14 protein-coding genes and 2 tRNA genes are annotated in these 16486 nt (G+C 61.8%); 11 read left to right on the forward strand and 5 right to left on the reverse strand.

Features of this window, described 5'->3' with window-relative positions; translation table 11 throughout:
* Nucleotides 1-39: 39 nt before the first annotated feature.
* The 8 genes from ilvC to V3587_RS17850 all read left to right on the forward strand — a co-directional run bounded on the left by ilvC (nucleotide 40) and on the right by V3587_RS17850 (nucleotide 8326).
* Nucleotides 40-1041, forward strand: a complete 1002-nt coding sequence (ilvC, locus tag V3587_RS17815) for a ketol-acid reductoisomerase (protein ID WP_172436500.1) — start codon at nucleotides 40-42, stop codon at nucleotides 1039-1041.
* Nucleotides 1042-1291: 250 nt separating this feature from the next.
* Entirely contained in the window at nucleotides 1292-2884 is a 1593-nt protein-coding gene (serA, locus tag V3587_RS17820) for a phosphoglycerate dehydrogenase (protein ID WP_124566328.1), read from the forward strand.
* 74 nt (nucleotides 2885-2958) lie between these two features.
* On the forward strand, nucleotides 2959-3972 hold the full coding sequence (locus tag V3587_RS17825) for a 3-isopropylmalate dehydrogenase (RefSeq protein ID WP_020907259.1): 1014 nt from the start codon (nucleotides 2959-2961) through the stop codon (nucleotides 3970-3972).
* 84 nt (nucleotides 3973-4056) lie between these two features.
* A complete protein-coding gene (locus tag V3587_RS17830) occupies nucleotides 4057-4830 on the forward strand; it encodes a fumarylacetoacetate hydrolase family protein (RefSeq protein WP_095969206.1) in 774 nt (257 codons plus the stop codon).
* A 390-nt stretch (nucleotides 4831-5220) separates the two neighbouring features.
* Nucleotides 5221-6381: an alkane 1-monooxygenase gene (locus V3587_RS17835; protein WP_095969207.1), complete on the forward strand. Its 1161-nt coding sequence runs from the start codon at nucleotides 5221-5223 to the stop codon at nucleotides 6379-6381.
* Between the two features lie 73 nt (nucleotides 6382-6454).
* The gene (gene gltX / locus V3587_RS17840; protein WP_095969208.1) at nucleotides 6455-7930 is read left to right on the forward strand and encodes a glutamate--tRNA ligase; all 1476 of its coding nucleotides are present in this window, start codon (nucleotides 6455-6457) and stop codon (nucleotides 7928-7930) included.
* 156 nt (nucleotides 7931-8086) lie between these two features.
* A tRNA-Gln gene (locus tag V3587_RS17845) sits at nucleotides 8087-8158 on the forward strand.
* Between the two features lie 95 nt (nucleotides 8159-8253).
* Nucleotides 8254-8326: transfer RNA gene (locus V3587_RS17850), tRNA-Glu, on the forward strand.
* A gap of 139 nt (nucleotides 8327-8465) precedes the next feature.
* Here V3587_RS17850 and V3587_RS17855 read toward each other — a convergent pair.
* The 3 genes from V3587_RS17855 to V3587_RS17865 all read right to left on the reverse strand — a co-directional run bounded on the left by V3587_RS17855 (nucleotide 8466) and on the right by V3587_RS17865 (nucleotide 10008).
* Entirely contained in the window at nucleotides 8466-8663 is a 198-nt protein-coding gene (locus V3587_RS17855; protein WP_095969209.1) for a DUF5302 domain-containing protein, read from the reverse strand.
* Nucleotides 8664-8753: 90 nt separating this feature from the next.
* Nucleotides 8754-9251, reverse strand: coding sequence for a pyridoxamine 5'-phosphate oxidase family protein (locus V3587_RS17860; protein WP_095969210.1), 498 nt, complete (start codon nucleotides 9249-9251; stop codon nucleotides 8754-8756).
* Nucleotides 9252-9306: 55 nt separating this feature from the next.
* Nucleotides 9307-10008, reverse strand: a complete 702-nt coding sequence (locus V3587_RS17865; RefSeq protein ID WP_007729342.1) for an IclR family transcriptional regulator — start codon at nucleotides 10006-10008, stop codon at nucleotides 9307-9309.
* A 200-nt stretch (nucleotides 10009-10208) separates the two neighbouring features.
* On the opposite strand from V3587_RS17865, the gene leuC reads away from it, so the two are divergent.
* The 3 genes from leuC to V3587_RS17880 all read left to right on the forward strand — a co-directional run bounded on the left by leuC (nucleotide 10209) and on the right by V3587_RS17880 (nucleotide 13111).
* Nucleotides 10209-11630, forward strand: a complete 1422-nt coding sequence (gene leuC, locus V3587_RS17870) for a 3-isopropylmalate dehydratase large subunit (RefSeq protein ID WP_124566326.1) — start codon at nucleotides 10209-10211, stop codon at nucleotides 11628-11630.
* Between the two features lie 28 nt (nucleotides 11631-11658).
* Complete coding sequence (gene leuD / locus V3587_RS17875; RefSeq protein WP_095969213.1) at nucleotides 11659-12267, forward strand: 3-isopropylmalate dehydratase small subunit; 609 nt, start codon at nucleotides 11659-11661, stop codon at nucleotides 12265-12267.
* A 157-nt stretch (nucleotides 12268-12424) separates the two neighbouring features.
* Nucleotides 12425-13111, forward strand: a complete 687-nt coding sequence (locus V3587_RS17880; protein ID WP_047271271.1) for an HU family DNA-binding protein — start codon at nucleotides 12425-12427, stop codon at nucleotides 13109-13111.
* Between the two features lie 166 nt (nucleotides 13112-13277).
* Here the strand turns inward: V3587_RS17880 and V3587_RS17885 are convergent, their stop codons facing one another.
* Both V3587_RS17885 and V3587_RS17890 read right to left on the reverse strand, forming a co-directional pair.
* The gene (locus tag V3587_RS17885; RefSeq protein WP_095969214.1) at nucleotides 13278-14204 is read right to left on the reverse strand and encodes an NUDIX hydrolase; all 927 of its coding nucleotides are present in this window, start codon (nucleotides 14202-14204) and stop codon (nucleotides 13278-13280) included.
* A gap of 17 nt (nucleotides 14205-14221) precedes the next feature.
* Nucleotides 14222-16465, reverse strand: a complete 2244-nt coding sequence (locus tag V3587_RS17890) for an RNA degradosome polyphosphate kinase (protein WP_095969215.1) — start codon at nucleotides 16463-16465, stop codon at nucleotides 14222-14224.
* Between the last annotated feature and the right edge of the window lie 21 nt (nucleotides 16466-16486).

Below are 16486 nucleotides of genomic sequence, written 5' to 3' on the forward strand. Positions count from 1 at the left end.
TAAAAATCCAAGGAGAGGTTGAGAACTGTGGCAGTCGAGATGTTCTACGACGACGATGCCGATCTGTCGATCATTCAGGGCCGCAAGGTTGCTGTGATCGGCTACGGAAGCCAGGGCCACGCCCATTCGCTGAGCCTGCGCGACTCGGGCGTCGATGTGCGCATCGGCCTCAAGGAGGGCTCCAAGTCCCGCGAAAAGGCACAGGAGCAGGGACTGACGGTCGGTACGCCGGCCGAGGTTTCCGAGTGGGCCGACGTCATCATGGTGCTCGCACCTGACACCGCTCAGGCGAGCATTTTCACAAACGACATCGAGCCGAACCTCAAGGACGGCGACGCGCTGTTCTTCGGTCACGGCCTGAACATTCACTTCGACCTGATCAAGGCTCCGGAGTTCGTCACCGTCGGTATGGTCGCCCCCAAGGGACCCGGCCACCTGGTGCGTCGTCAGTTCGTCGACGGCAAGGGCGTTCCCGCGCTCATCGCCATCGACCAGGATCCCAAGGGTGAAGGCCAGGCTCTCGCTCTGTCCTACGCCAAGGGCATCGGCGGAACCCGCGCAGGCGTCATCAAGACCACGTTCAAGGAAGAGACCGAGACGGACCTCTTCGGCGAGCAGGCTGTGCTGTGCGGCGGCACCGAGGAACTGGTCAAGACCGGTTTCGAGGTCATGGTCGAGGCCGGCTACGCACCCGAGATGGCGTACTTCGAGGTTCTGCACGAGCTCAAGCTCATCGTCGACCTCATGTACGAGGGTGGCATCGCCCGCATGAACTACTCGGTGTCCGACACCGCTGAGTTCGGTGGATACCTCTCCGGCCCGCGCGTCATCGACGCCGACACCAAGGAGCGCATGAAGGCGATCCTGGCCGACATCCAGTCCGGCGAGTTCACCCGTCGTCTGGTTGCCAACGTCGAGAACGGCAACACCGAGCTCGAGGGCCTGCGCAAGGCCAACGCCGAGCACCCCATCGAGGTCACCGGCAAGAAGTTGCGCGACCTGATGAGCTGGGTCGATCGTCCGATCACCGAAACCGCGTAATTCGTCGTTTCACGCTCCACGTCTCCACTGGCCTGATGTCGCGCCGGTTCAATTACGTTGAACCAGCGCGGCATTGGGCCGGAGTCGTTTTCCGGGCCGGTTGAGCCCGGATTCATATTCCATCGAGAATTTGCCCGCGAAAGTGTCCACTATGTGGTATTGCCTACCGCGTTGTGGATTCGAAGTCAGCGCGCACTAAACTATCGGTGGTTAAACCACCTTCACACCCACCTAATCAGGGAGTTTGCACGTGAGCCAGCCTGGCCGTCCCGTTGTTCTGATCGCCGACAAGCTCGCGCCGTCCACAGTCGAGGCGCTCGGTGACGGTGTGGAGGTGCGTTGGGTCGACGGACCTGACCGCCCGGCGCTGCTCGCCGCGGTACCCGAGGCCGACGCGATTCTCGTTCGTTCCGCCACCACCGTCGACGCCGAGGTTCTGGCCGCCGGCACCAAGCTGAAGATCATCGGCCGCGCCGGTGTCGGCCTGGACAACGTCGAGATCCCCGCAGCCACCGAGCGCGGCGTGATGGTCGTCAATGCACCGACCTCCAACATTCACTCCGCTGCCGAGCACGCTGTCGCGCTCCTCATGTCGACCGCTCGCCAGATTCCCGCAGCAGACAAGACCCTGCGTGAGAACACCTGGAAGCGAAGCAAGTTCAACGGTGTCGAGATCCTCGGTAAGACCGTCGGTGTCGTCGGACTCGGCCGTATCGGCCAGCTCTTCGCGCAGCGTCTCGCCGCGTTCGAGACCACCATCATCGCGTACGACCCCTACCTGCCCGCAGCGCGCGCAGCGCAGCTCGGCATCGAACTGGTCACCATCGACGAGCTCGTCGAGCGCGCCGACTTCATCTCCGTGCACCTGCCCAAGACCAAGGAAACGGCCGGCCTGATCAACGCCGAGCGCCTGGCCAAGGCCAAGGACGGCGTCATCATCGTCAACGCCGCCCGCGGTGGTCTGATCGACGAAGATGCGCTTTACGACGCACTGGTCTCCGGCAAGGTTCGCGGCGCCGGCCTCGACGTGTTCAGCACCGAGCCGTGCACCGATTCCAAGCTCTTCGAGCTCGACAACGTCGTTGTCACCCCGCACCTCGGCGCATCGACGTCCGAGGCTCAGGACCGCGCAGGCATCGACGTGGCCAAGAGCGTTCTCCTCGCTCTGGCAGGCGAATTCGTTCCCGAGGCTGTCAACGTCTCCGGCGGACCCGTCGGCGAAGAAGTTGCTCCGTGGCTCGAGCTGGTCCGCAAGCTCGGTCTCCTCGCGGCGACGCTGTCGCCTGAAGCTGTCCAGACCGTGCAGGTTGTCGCCACCGGCGAGCTGTCGGCCGAAACCGTCGACATCCTCGGCCTGGCTGCACTGCGCGGCGTGTTCTCCGCCAGCAGCGACGAGGCCGTCACGTTCGTCAACGCTCCGGCACTTGCCGAGCAGCGTGGCGTGACCGTGTCGGTCGAGAAGCACTCCGAGGCACTGGCTCATCGCAGCGCGGTCGAGGTTCGTGCAGTTGCGGCTGACGGCACGGTCACGTCGGTCACGGGCGCACTCACCGGCCTGCAGCAGGTCGAGAAGATCGTCAACATCAACGGACGCAGCTTCGACCTGCGCGCCGAGGGTCACAACATCGTCGTCCACTACAGCGATCGCCCGGGCGTTCTCGGTGTGCTCGGTACCGTTCTCGGTAACGCCGGCGTCGACATCCTGGCTGCAGCACTGAGCCAGGACGCCGAAGGCGAAGGCGCAACGGTCATCCTGCGTGTCGACCGCGTCGTCGGTGACACCGAGGTCGAGGCAATCGTCTCGCAGCTCGACGCTCGCGTCGCCCAGGTCGACCTTTCCTGATTGTTTTTGCTGTGCGCCTTTATTAACCGCCCGCGGTTAATAAAGGCGCACAGTTCTACTGAGATGAGGACTCCATGAAGCTTGCGGTCATTCCGGGCGACGGAATCGGTGTCGAGGTCACAGCCGAAGCACTCAAGGTGCTCGGCAAGTTGGTTCCGGATCTGGAAACCACCGAATACGATCTCGGTGCCCGTCGCTACAACGCCACCGGCGAATTGCTCCCGGCGGACGAGCTGGACCAGATCCGTCAACACGACGCAATCCTGTTGGGCGCCATCGGTGACCCGCGGATCGTCGCGCCTGGCATCCTCGAGCGTGGTCTGCTGCTGAACATGCGTTTCCAGCTCGATCATCACGTGAATCTTCGCCCCGCTCAGCTGTATCCGGGTGCGCTGTCGCCGTTGGCGGCCCAGCCTGAGATCGACTTCGTCGTGGTTCGTGAAGGCACCGAAGGCCCGTACACCGGTAACGGTGGCGCCATCCGCGTCGGCACCGATCACGAGATCGCGACCGAGGTGTCGATCAACACGTGGTTCGGAGCCGAGCGTGTTGTTCGTTATGCATTTGCGCTGGCGCAGACACGTTCCAAGCACCTCACACTGATCCACAAGACCAACGTGCTTTCCAACGCGGGCGCGATCTGGACACGTGCGATCGAAACCGTCGGAGCCGAGTACCCGGACGTCGAAACCGCGTACTGCCACATCGATGCCGCCACCATCTACATGGTCACCGACCCGTCGCGCTTCGACGTCATCGTCACGGACAACCTCTTCGGTGACATCATCACGGACCTCGCCGGCGCGGTGACCGGTGGAATCGGTTTGGCCGCAAGCGGAAACATCGACGCGTCGGGTACCAACCCCTCGATGTTCGAGCCCGTTCACGGCAGTGCTCCGGACATCGCCGGCAAGGGAATCGCAGATCCCACCGCCGCGATCCTCTCGGCCGCACTGCTTCTTCGCCATCTCGGACGCGAGGACGACGCCGCTCGGGTCGAGGCTGTGGTCGCTGCTGACCTGGCTACCCGCGGCGAAGGCCCCATCTCCACGACGGAGATCGGCGACCGGATCACCGCAGCGCTGTAAGGATTTATTTCACGAGACTGACGCGCGTAAGCCTTTCGGCTTGCGCGCGTCAGTCGTTTCCGACACCCCGATAGACTGGCCGGCATGCGTCTTGGTCGAATTGCCAGTCCCGATGGTGTTGCGTTCGTCAGTATCGAAGGTGAAGAGGATGCCCTCGTCGCCAAGGAAATTGCGGAGCACCCGTTCGGGAACCCCACATTTACCGGTCGAAGTTGGCCGCTCGCCGATGTTCGTCTGCTGGCTCCGATTCTCGCCAGCAAGGTGATCTGCATCGGCAAGAATTATGCAGATCACATTGCGGAGATGGGCGGCGAAGCCCCCGCGGATCCCGTGATCTTCCTCAAGCCCAATACGTCCATCGTCGGCCCGGGCGCCCCGATCGTCTTGCCTCCCACCTCCAACGAGGTGCACTTCGAGGGTGAACTCGCGGTAGTCATCGGTCAACCGTGCAAGGACGTTCCGGCGGCAAAGGCGTTGAGCGTGGTTCTCGGCTACACGATCGCCAACGACGTGTCGGCACGAGATCATCAGCGTCACGACGGGCAGTGGACGCGCGCGAAGGGGCACGACACCTTCTGCCCACTCGGTCCGTGGATCGAGACCAGCCTGGATGCGTCCGACGTCGACATCAAGACCGAGGTGAACGGTCAGGTCAAGCAGGACAGCAGCACCGCATTCCTACTTCACGACATTCCGAAGATCATCGAGTGGATCTCGGCGGTGATGACCCTCCTGCCCGGCGACGTCATCCTCACCGGCACTCCCGCCGGAGTGGGCCCGATCGTCGACGGTGATTCGGTGTCGGTCACGGTCTCGGGGATCGGCACGCTCACCAACCCGGTGACCGCCAAGAAGTGATCTGACCCGGTTCTTTCAGTCATGTGACTACGGAGGCCCCATCCCAACTGGATGGGGCCTCCGTCGTGGTGTGAGTCGAGAGGTGTTTGTCGAATAAAAGTTGCAAGATAGTAACTATCGCCGGGGGATTGATGGGGATTACCTTTCGGATCGAGGTGATCAGGCCCTGGGACTGACCTGCGAGTTTTGTGAGCCAGGCGAAGCTTCGCCACTGATCCTCCTGGCGTTATGTCTGAATTGATCAGGTTGGGAGGGTTCGCCCCTCGGTTTGCTGCCACGGCCCGTAACAGACCAAATTCCCTGAAATGTAACGCTGAGCAGTAGGGTGACCGATAACTGGATAGAAGCCGATGGGGCAATCGAGTGGATTGCGCAGAAACGTGGTGATACATGACGACCTTCGCGGAAGCCTCCCGGTCAGCGACAGGGGAAGCACGAAACGGGCAGCGGCCCGTGTGGCGAGACAAGAAGCGCTACCTGTGGCCGTTGGGTTTGCTGGTTCCTCTCAGTCCGTTCGCTGCGTGGTTCCTGGTCGACAAATTCAGCCTTGGGCTCTTCTGGGCCATCGGGGCCTGGCTCATCGTGATCGTCATTCCCCTCATAGATCTCCTGGCCGGCGAAGACGGGAACAGCCCGCCGGACGAAGCGATTCCGCATCTGCAGGAGGATCGTTTCTACCGCTGGTGCACGTATCTGTTCCTGCCCCTCCAATACGTCGGTCTCGTGTTCGTCGCCTGGTGCTGGGTGAACGCGCCGATGGCGGCGGGGGAGAAGTTCGCGCTCGCGATGACCGCCGGCGTGGTTGCGGGTGTGGGGATCAACGCGGCACATGAATTGGGGCACAAGAGCGAAAAGCTCGAGAAGTGGCTCGCGAAAGTAGCGCTGGCGCAGTCCTTCTACGGCCATTTCTACGTCGAGCACAACCATGGTCACCACGTCCGTGTTGCGACGCCGGAGGATCCTGCCAGTTCGCGATACAAGGAGAATTTCTGGTTCTTCTTGCCGCGCAGTGTCATCGGCGGCCTGCGCTCGGGATGGCGGATCGAAAGCGCTCGTCTGAAGCGTCAAGGGAGGCGGACCTGGAGTTACCGTAACAACATCCTGAACGCGTGGGCGATGAGTGTCGTGTTGTTCGGCAGTTTGATCGCAGTGTTCGGGTGGGAAATCGCACCGTGGTTGGCCGTTCAGGCTATTGCCGGTTTCACATTCCTCGAGACCGCGAACTATCTAGAGCATTACGGATTGCTTCGTGCCAAGAGGCCTGACGGCTCGTACGTTCGCTGCTCTCCTGAGGACAGTTGGAACAGCGACCACGTCGTCAGCAACCTTTTCCTCTATCAACTTCAGCGTCACAGCGACCATCACGCGAATCCGCGTCTGCGGTACCAGAGCCTGCGAAGTGCGGCCGAAGCTCCGCAACTTCCAGCGGGTTACGCGGTCATGATCGTGTGCGCCTGGGTGCCGCCGCTGTGGCGAAAGGTGATGGACAAGCGCCTACTTGCCTACTACGACGGTGACATGACGCGAATCAACGTCCTACCGGGTAGGTGATCGGGGGCGTGGAGGAAGCGCTACCGGACTAACCTGTAGTACGACCATCCATCATCGCCGAGCCAAGTGAGCCATGACCAACAGCGAAGTACGCGTCCGTTTCTGCCCGTCACCCACCGGAACCCCGCACGTAGGTTTGGTGCGCACAGCCTTGTTCAACTGGGCGTTCGCACGACACCACGGCGGCACATTCGTGTTCCGTATCGAAGACACCGATGCGCAGCGCGACAGTGAAGAGTCCTACCAGGCCATCCTCGACGCCCTCCGCTGGTTGGGGCTCAACTGGGACGAGGGCCCGGAGGTCGGTGGACCGCACGCGCCGTATCGCCAGTCCGAGCGTCGTGACCTGCATCTCGACGTCGTGGCCAAGTTGCTGGCCGCGGGTGAGGCATACGAGTCCTTCTCGACAAACGAGGAAGTCGAAGCGCGGCACAAGGCTGCCGGCCGCGACCCGAAGCTCGGATACGACAACTTCGATCGCGACCTGAGCGACGAGCAGCGCGCTGCGTACGTCGCCGAGGGACGCAAGCCCGTCGTCCGACTCCGCATGCCCGATCACGATCTGACCTGGAACGACTTGGTGCGCGGCGAGACCACGTTCAAGGCCGGCACCGTTCCGGACTTCGCGCTGACTCGCGGTAACGGTATTCCGCTGTACACGTTGGTCAACCCGGTCGACGACGCGTTGATGAAGATCACCCATGTACTGCGCGGCGAAGATCTGTTGTCCTCGACTCCGCGTCAGCTCGCGTTGTACGAGGCATTGATCCGCATCGGTGTTGCCGATTTCACACCGTCGTTCGGGCACTTGCCTTTCGTGATGGGTCAGGGCAACAAGAAGCTGTCCAAGCGCGATCCCGAGTCGAACCTCTTCATCCACCGCGATCGCGGCTTCATCCCCGAGGGATTGCTGAACTACCTGGCTCTGCTCGGGTGGAGCATCGCTGACGATCACGACGTCTTCTCACTCGACGAGATGGTTGCGGCCTTCGACGTCTCCAAGGTCAACTCCAACCCCGCGCGCTTCGACCAGAAGAAGGCCGACGCGATCAATGCCGAGCACATTCGCCTGCTCGAGCCGGCCGACTTCGCGGGCCGCCTGAAGTCGTTCCTGGTGGAACACGGCCATATCGGCGCCGACGTCGACGAAGCGACGTTCACTGTTGCGGCGGACCTCGTGCAGACGCGCATCGTCGTCCTGTCCGACGCGTGGGATCTGCTGAAATTCCTGTTCGTCGACGAAGGGTCGTTTGCTCTCGATCCGGCCGCGGCGGCAAAGAACCTGAAGGAAGATGCCGGTCCGGTTCTGGACGCGTCTCTTGCGGCGCTCGATGCCACTTCGGAGTGGACGGCGGCCAGTATCGAGGAAGCACTCAAGAAGGCCCTCATCGAGGATCTGGAGCTCAAACCGCGTAAGGCCTTCGCTCCGGTTCGGGTCGCGATCACGGGCTCTCACATCAGCCCTCCGCTGTACGAGTCGATGGAATTGCTCGGTCGTGAGGTCTCGCTTGCTCGGTTGCGCGCGGGTAGGGCAGCGGTAACCGCCTAGATCGGACGGTCCTCCGGCCGAAAATGAAGCAAAAACCTCCTGTGACCATACGATTTGGTATTTGGGGCAGGGGTACTGGTAATCTTCTTTTCGGCCGGAGACGAGCCGCCGAGCACAACAGCGAAGCGGATCGGGCAAGGCTGGTGAGCAAGACCTTGGGGTATGGTGTAATTGGCAACACAGCGGTTTCTGGTACCGCCATTCTAGGTTCGAGTCCTGGTACCCCAGCGGAAATCCGGTCGATTTTGTGGCCGGACTCAGACAAGCTAAGCTTGCTGAGCATCCAAGAGCAAGACTGAATACCACGTTTAAAAGCGTGTCCTGGCCCCGTCGTCTAGCGGCCTAGGACGCCGCCCTCTCAAGGCGGTAGCGCGGGTTCGAATCCCGTCGGGGCTACAAAGGAAAGACCCTCCGATCATTGATCGGAGGGTCTTTTCGTTTGTGTGGAAATGTTTGCCTGCCATGCGAAAAACGATCACCCCCAGTCGAATTCGACTGGGGGTGATCGTCATCTCACTCTGTTGTCCTCGATCGGCTATCCGCTCTTACGGCGGAACTCTCGCTTGTGATCGGCCGGGCCATGCGTGTTGTGGACCTTGGACTGTCCGTCGCGATGGTCAGTCGATTTGGCGTTCTGATGATTCTTCCGTTCGAGGGCCTCACGGAACTTTCGTTTGGTCTCCTCCGATTGGGATTCGGATTCGGACGGGGTATTGCTGTCGAGATCGCTCATATGCTCACTCCTTGTTGTTGGGCCTGTTGGTGAAACTACGCCGGCCCGAATTCGAAAGCTCGTGAATTTTCGCTTCACGAATCTCGGGCTCTACGACGGTGGTGCAGTAGAACCGGAAAGCGGGATCGCGGGCATCCCGAGCTTGCGGTGATCCCACGAACGAGTTCGATCGGGAACGAACCGCACCGCGACGCGTTTGTGGAGCATTGCGTCTACGGCCGGGCGGAGATCCTCGGTGTACGGGCCGGTGTATCGCTCCCAGACGCTGATTCCCACGGCGAAGAGGGCTTCGGGATCCTCGACGATCATTCCGGTGCCCTCCATCGATACGCCTCGGAGTGTGTCGTACGTCAGACCGTCTTCGATCAGGACGGACATACGGGAGTCCCGGCGAAGGTTGACCGCCTTCTGCGACTTGGCTTTGGTCTCGAACCAGATTTCGCCGTCGACTATTGCGAACCACATCGCGATCAGGTGAGGCATTCCGTCGGCGCTCAACGTCGCCATCGTTGCCGTACGGCTCTTTTCGACGAAGCTCGAAATTTCGGCCTCGGTCATCGTGATCTGACTACGCTGTTTTCCTGCCATGGTCGCGTCGTACTCCTACGTGCTCGAGGATCTGAAGACCTTACTGTGTCACGAATTACAGACGCTTGTGGAGCGCTTCGGCAGCTGCGAGAAGGTCGGCCGCCCAGCGGGCTCCCGGTCGTCGACCCATCCGATCGATGGGGCCGGAGACCGAAATCGCGGCAATGACAGCGCCTGCCGAGTCTCGGACGGGAGCCGCGACGCTGGCGACACCGGGCTCACGTTCGGCCGCGCTCTGAGCCCAGCCGCGCCGGCGAACCTCGAGGAGCACTCGTTCGCCGAACGACGCATCAGCGAGGACGGTCCGTTGGGTTTGTGGATCTGCCCATGCGAGAAGGACCTTGGCGCCGGAACCGGCATTCATCGGCAGTCGGGCTCCGACGAGCACCGTGTCACGCAGGCCGGTCGGCGGTTCCATCGACGCGACGCAGATGCGTTGGGTGCCTTCCCGACGGTACAGCTGGACGCTTTCGCCGGTGATTTCGCGAAGGCGGGGGAGGATGAGTCCGGCCGCTGCAATGAGTGGATCATTAGCGGTGGCAGCGAGTTCGGCGAGCCCGGGCCCTGGGCACCACTGACCGTCCGAATCGCGAGTGAGGAGTCGATGGACTTCGAGACCGACGGCGAGTCTGTGGGCGGTCGCGCGCGGCAAACCGGTTCGTGCACAGAGTTCGGTGAGGCTGCACGGTTCCTCAGCTACTGCATGAAGCACGCCCATTGCTTTGTCCAGGACGCCGATGCCGCTATGCTGTCTCATAGGTCGATACCAGTTTCTCGCATAGTGGGATGATAGCGCATTTCTTGGTGGGCTAGCGCATTTCAGGATGAGCTAGCGCATTTCCTCGGAGGTGGCGCAAGTGCCGAAAGGGACAGTCTGAATCTGCTGCGGAGGCTGGGGACCTACTTCACGCGCGGCGGGCCAGCCCGTAGTCCGCCGACGCGAGGCTACGTACAGAGGTGGAAGACATGGCACAGAAAGCACGCACTCTCGCCGAGAAGGTGTGGGACGACCACGTTGTCGTGAAAGGGGAGGGGCAGGATCCCGACCTCATCTACATCGATCTCCACCTCGTTCACGAAGTGACGAGCCCGCAGGCATTCGACGGACTTCGCTTGGCGGGTCGCCAGTTGCGCCGCCCTGACCTGACGATCGCCACCGAGGACCACAACGTCCCGACGATCGACATCGACAAGCCCATTGCCGATCCCGTGTCCAAGACTCAGGTCGACACCTTGCGCCGAAATTGTGAGGAGTTCGGAGTTCGCTTGCACCGCATGGGCGATCTCGATCAGGGCATCGTGCATGTGGTCGGACCGCAGCTCGGCCTGACTCAGCCCGGAACCACCGTGGTGTGCGGTGACAGTCATACGTCGACGCACGGCGCATTCGGTGCGCTCGCAATGGGAATCGGCACGAGCGAGGTCGAGCACGTGATGGCGACGCAGACATTGTCGTTGCGCCCCTTCAAGACCATGGCGATCACGGTCGACGGCGAGCTGCCTCCCGGTGTCACGAGTAAGGACTTGATCCTCGCCGTCATCGCCAAGATCGGCACCGGCGGCGGCCAGGGCTACGTCCTGGAGTACCGCGGTGAGGCCATTCGCAAACTGTCGATGGAAGCTCGTATGACCATCTGCAACATGTCGATCGAGGCCGGAGCCCGTGCGGGCATGATCGCACCGGACGAGACCACATACGAGTTCATCAAGGGCCGTCCGCATGCACCGTCGGGCGCAGAGTGGGACGAAGCCGTCGCCGCGTGGGAGCTGCTCAAGACCGACGAGGGTGCGGAATTCGACAACGAGGTCCACATCGACGCAAGCGCATTGACGCCTTTCGTCACCTGGGGAACCAATCCGGGACAGGGTGCGCCACTCGGTGACCGTGTGCCCGATCCCGAACTCATCGTCGACGAGAGCGAGCGTCAGGCAGCTGAGAAGGCGCTCACCTACATGGGTCTCGACGCCGGCATGCCGCTTCGGGATGTTGCTGTCGACACCGTGTTCGTCGGTTCGTGCACCAACGGACGGATCGAAGATCTGCGCGCAGTAGCCGAGGTGCTCGAAGGTCGCCATGTGGCAGAGGGCGTTCGGATGCTCATCGTTCCCGGTTCGATGCGGGTGCGTGCTCAAGCCGAAAGTGAAGGTCTCGGTGAGATCTTCACAGCGGCAGGGGCGGAATGGCGTCAGGCCGGTTGTTCGATGTGCTTGGGAATGAACCCTGACCAGCTTGCTCCCGGCGAGCGCTCGGCATCGACGTCCAACCGGAATTTCGAAGGCCGACAGGGTAAAGGCGGTCGGACCCATCTGGTTTCCCCGCTCGTCGCGGCGGCCACGGCGGTCCGCGGAACGCTCTCGGCACCGGCCGATCTGGTCTGACCCACTTACCTTCTCTAGGAGAATTTCGATGGAATCCTTTACCACGCACAAGGGTATCGGCGTCCCGCTGCGACGCTCGAATGTCGATACCGATCAGATCATCCCCGCCGTGTACCTGAAACGGGTGACGCGCACGGGATTCGAGGACGGGCTGTTTGCAGGCTGGCGTACCGACCCCAACTTCATTCTCAATCTGGCTCCGTACGACAAGGGAAGTGTCCTCGTAGCCGGCCCCGATTTCGGCACGGGCTCTTCGCGTGAGCACGCCGTGTGGGCTCTCTCGGACTTCGGATTTCGAGTCGTCATCGCTTCCCGGTTCGCCGACATCTTCCGCGGGAACGCCGGAAAAGCCGGTCTCGTGGCGGCACAGGTCGAGCAGAGCGACGTCGAATTGCTCTGGAAGTTGCTCGAAGAGCAGCCCGGACTGGAATTGGCAGTAGATCTCGAGAATCGGACCGTGAGCGCCGGAACTACGGTGGTGCCGTTCAATATTGACGACTACACACGGTGGCGTCTGCTGGAGGGTCTCGACGACATCGGACTGACATTGCGGCAGGTAGAAGCGATTTCCGAGTTCGAAAAGTCAAGGCCTTCATGGAAACCGACTACCCTTCCAGCCCGAATTTCGCAGGGCTGAACCGAAATCCGCGACTCCGCGCGGGAAGAGAAATAGGTCACCATTTCGCAGTCACGTTGAATGAGAATTGGCGTGGCACATAGACTCTTGCCGTTATCAGGTTTACCGTGGTTCTCAGTCGGTCCGACGGTGGACCACAATTAGCGGAGGAATTTCAATGAACAAGGCAGAGCTCATCGATGTTCTGACTGAAAAGCTGGGTTCGGACAGGCGCACAGCGACCGACGCAGTGGAGCACGTCGTGGACACCATCGTCCGCGCCGTCCACCGTGGCGAGAGCGTGACCATCACCGGCTTCGGAGTCTTCGAGCAGCGTCGTCGTGCAGCACGTGTTGCACGCAACCCGCGTACGGGCGAGACCGTCAAGGTCAAGCCGACGTCGGTTCCGGCTTTCCGTCCGGGTGCGCAGTTCAAGGCTGTTATCGCTGGTGGACAGAAGCTTCCGGCCACCGGCCCGGCAGTCAAGCGTGGCGTAGCAGCACCGGCCACCAAGGCTGCAGCCAAGAAGGCTGCTGCCAAGAAGACCGCAGCCAAGAAGGCTCCGGCAAAGAAGGCTCCGGCCAAGACCGCAGCCAAGAAGACGGTTGCCGCGAAGGCTCCCGCCAAGAAGGCTCCGGCCAAGACCGCAGCCAAGAAGACGGTTGCCACCAAGGCTCCCGCCAAGAAGGCTCCGGCCAAGACCGCAGCCAAGAAGACGGTTGCCACCAAGGCTCCCGCCAAGAAGGCTCCCGCCAAGACCGCAGCCAAGGCTCCGGCCAAGAAGGCTCCGGCCAAGAAGGCTCCCGCCAAGACCGCAGCCAAGAAGGCTCCGGCCAAGAAGGCTCCGGCCAAGCGCGCAAAGTAGGCGCGTTCGGGTGAAAAACCCGATGCCGTAAGACAAAGAGGTGCAGCCGCAGATCAGATCCGCGGCTGCACCTCTTTTTGCTGCCTGGGAGAAGTGTGAATTCTCCTGTGTTTCAGTGCTTTGCAAAACTACCGACTCGAGTTGGGTGTCGGTTGGTCCAAATCCCTCAGGAGTTGGCGACTTTGGGGAGCGGGCTGTCGAGGTGATCGGCGGCAACCAGACGGCCGTCGAGGAACGAGAGCACCCAAGTGCTCGCCTTACGGTTGCGTGCGGAGGGCAGTGTTACACCGGCCGTATCAGCCCACCAGCGCATCAAATCGGGGATGACGCCTCCTTGGCTGCAGATCACGGGAGTGCCCTCCAACGCGGCGATCTGCAGCGCACGTGCCCTGGCGGCCTCGGGATCGGCCTCGTAACCTTCTTCGGTCAGAAGAGGTTCCGTCGAAACTTCGACACCCAATGCCTCCGCCAATGGCATTACGGTGTCGACGCAGCGCGTACGGTCAGCCGCGAAAACCGAATCGGCTCCGAAGATTTTCAGCTGTTCGACCAAGGCGGCGGATTGCTCTTTGCCCTTGGCGTCGAGTGGACGCACATTGTCGTCGCCCTTGTACCGCTTACGGCTTCCAGCTTTTGCGTGGCGGACGAGCAATACCGTTTTCGTGTCCGGCCGAATGGAAACGAAGCGGCGAAGAATCATCCGATCCATCGGGTAGGAAAGATGATCGGCGACCTCGGCGACCGGAAGCCAATAGAGAACATCTACTTCGTTGTTCGGCCCGAAATCTCCGTCTACTGCTTCGGCCGACCAGTATTCGACCCGTTTGAGTTTGCGATGTCCCGGGATCGGGTACGTCACGCCACCGAGGTGCCTTCCGAAACGTCCGGTGATCGAGGTCTCTTCGCGGACCTCGCGAACTGCCGCGGTCAAGAAGGTCTCGCCGGGATCGAGCTTTCCTTTGGGGAATGACCAGTCGTCGTACTTCGGTCGATGTACGACGGCGATCTCGATGGCGGAAGGATCCTGGGGAGCCTTCCGCCACAGAACCGCGCCTGCGGCAAAGATGTTGGCTTTGACCGGCTTGTCGCTCATTGTGTGATCCGAGCCCGTCAAGACCCGCTGGCGGTGCGGCTGCGCATCAACGACTGTTGATGCTCACGTACGTCCTCACCGCGTTCGGGGGCAGCGACCCAACTCCCGTCCGGATGCAGTACCCAGCAGCGAGTTCGGGGGTCGAGCGCGGAGTCGAAGATGTCACCGAGCTGCTTCGACAGTTTCGGGTCCTTGACCTGCACCATGACCTCGACGCGGCGATCGAGGTTGCGGTGCATCATGTCTGCGCTGCCGATCCAGAACTCGTCGGCCGAGCGGAAATGGAACATTCGCGAGTGTTCCAGGAAGCGTCCGAGAATGGAACGTACTTCGATGTTTTCGCTGAGGCCGGGAACACCCGGCTTGAGCGCGCAGATTCCGCGGACCACGATCTCGACGGGGATACCGGCCTTGGACGCGCGGTACAACGCGTCGATGACCTGCTCGTCGACCAATGCGTTGGCTTTCAAGCGGATACCGGCCTCGCGGCCTGCGAGCTTGTGCGCGATCTCGTTGTCGATCCGCTCGATGATCCCGCGTCGAACCCCGTACGGCGCAACGAGAAGGTTGCGGTAACTCGTCTTTCGGGAGTATCCGGTCAGCGAGTTGAAGAGGTCGGTGAGGTCCGCACCGATCTCCGGTGCTGCGGTGAGCAATCCGACGTCCTCGTACATACGCGCGGTCTTCGGGTTGTAGTTGCCGGTGCCGATGTGGCAGTAACGACGAATGGTCGAGCCCTCTCGCCTGACGACGAGGCAAGTCTTGCAGTGAGTCTTGAGACCGACCAAACCGTAGACGACGTGAACGCCGGCCTGCTCGAGTTTGCGTGCCCACTTGATGTTGGCCTGCTCGTCGAAGCGCGCCTTGATCTCCACCAGCGCGACAACCTGCTTGCCGGCTTCGGCGGCGTCGATCAGTGCGTTGACGATGGGGGAGTCGCCGGAAGTGCGGTACAGGGTCTGCTTGATCGCGAGTACCTGCGGGTCGGCGGCGGCCTGTTCGATGAAGCGTTGAACGCTTGTGGAAAACGAGTCGTAAGGATGGTGGACGAGCACGTCGCCTTCGCGCAGGGTCGAGAAGACGCTCTTCGGAGTCTCGCGCTCACCGAACGCCGGATGCGTCGCCGGGACGAACGGCGCGTCCTTGAGAGCCGGGCGGTCGACGGCGTAAACCTGCCAGAGGCAGGACAAGTCGAGCAGACCGGAAACCTCGATCACGTCGGCCGGATCGACGTCGAGTTCACGCAGAAGCAGTTCGAGCATGTGCTCGGTCATGTCGTCGGCAACTTCGAGTCGAACGGGTGAACCGAAACGGCGACGCGCCAATTCACGTTCGAGTGCCTGCAGCAGATCCTCGTCCCGATCCTCTTCGACCTCGAAATCGGCGTTGCGTGTGATTCGGAAAGCGTGATGTTCGACGATTTCCATTCCGGGGAACAGCACGTCCAGATGAGCCGAAATCAGTTCTTCCATCGGGAGGAACGAATCGATGGTGGACGAAGACGTCGTGCTCTTGACTCGCACGAACCGGCCGACGTTGTCGGGAACCTTGACGCGAGCGAAGTGTTCGCCGCGGGTGACGGAGTCCTTCACCGTCACGGCGAGGTTGAGGCTCAGTCCGCTGATGTAGGGGAACGGGTGAGCGTGATCAACTGCCAACGGCGTCAGTACCGGGAAGACCTGCTCGTGGAAATGTGCCGAGAGTCGGCCGTGGTCATCGGCGCTGAGATCGGCCCACCGAACGATCGAAATGCCCTCTGCCGCCAGGGCAGGGCGGACCGAGTCGAGAAACACGTGCGCGTGCTTGTCGGCGAGTTCCTGGGTGCGACGCGCGATGAGCGCCAATTGTTCGCGTGGGGAGAGGCCGTCGGCGGACCTGACCGACAGTCCGGTCTCGTCGCGGCGCTTGAGTCCGGCGACCCGGACCATGAAAAATTCGTCGAGATTGGAAGCGAAGATGGCGAGGAACTTTGCGCGTTCGAGCAACGGCAGTGACTCGTCGGCGGCCAATGCGAGAACACGGGCATTGAAATCGAGCCAGCTGAGTTCGCGGTTGAGGTAACGATCCTCGGGGAGCCCGACGAGCAATTCGGGTAGCTCTGCCTTGGTAGCTGCAGGGGGCGCGCCCGGGATGTTGGTGGCGACCGCGACGGCCTGAGATCGCGGCGACGTGGCCGCGCCGTTCTCGTGCCGGCCGGAGCTGTGGTCTCCGTCCGACTGGTCTTCGGAAATACGGTTTTCGAGTGCTTCGCCATTGCTCACTCGTCGATCATCCCCCACAAT

Source organism: Rhodococcus sp. IEGM 1306 (assembly GCF_036541985.1).
In the GTDB taxonomy this organism is placed as follows: Bacteria; Actinomycetota; Actinomycetes; order Mycobacteriales; family Mycobacteriaceae; genus Rhodococcus_F; species Rhodococcus_F qingshengii.

Bases quoted from the DNA above. Each gene is read 5' to 3' on its own strand.
- ilvC (WP_172436500.1), top strand. From the start codon at position 40: ATGTTCTACGACGACGATGCCGATCTGTCGATCATTCAGGGCCGCAAG.
- V3587_RS17825 (WP_020907259.1), top strand. From the start codon at position 2,959: ATGAAGCTTGCGGTCATTCCGGGCGACGGAATCGGTGTCGAGGTCACA.
- V3587_RS17830 (WP_095969206.1), top strand. From the start codon at position 4,057: ATGCGTCTTGGTCGAATTGCCAGTCCCGATGGTGTTGCGTTCGTCAGT.
- V3587_RS17835 (WP_095969207.1), top strand. From the start codon at position 5,221: ATGACGACCTTCGCGGAAGCCTCCCGGTCAGCGACAGGGGAAGCACGA.
- gltX (WP_095969208.1), top strand. From the start codon at position 6,455: ATGACCAACAGCGAAGTACGCGTCCGTTTCTGCCCGTCACCCACCGGA.
- V3587_RS17855 (WP_095969209.1), bottom strand. From the start codon at position 8,663: ATGAGCGATCTCGACAGCAATACCCCGTCCGAATCCGAATCCCAATCG.
- V3587_RS17860 (WP_095969210.1), bottom strand. From the start codon at position 9,251: ATGGCAGGAAAACAGCGTAGTCAGATCACGATGACCGAGGCCGAAATT.
- V3587_RS17865 (WP_007729342.1), bottom strand. From the start codon at position 10,008: ATGAGACAGCATAGCGGCATCGGCGTCCTGGACAAAGCAATGGGCGTG.
- leuD (WP_095969213.1), top strand. From the start codon at position 11,659: ATGGAATCCTTTACCACGCACAAGGGTATCGGCGTCCCGCTGCGACGC.
- V3587_RS17880 (WP_047271271.1), top strand. From the start codon at position 12,425: ATGAACAAGGCAGAGCTCATCGATGTTCTGACTGAAAAGCTGGGTTCG.
- V3587_RS17885 (WP_095969214.1), bottom strand. From the start codon at position 14,204: ATGAGCGACAAGCCGGTCAAAGCCAACATCTTTGCCGCAGGCGCGGTT.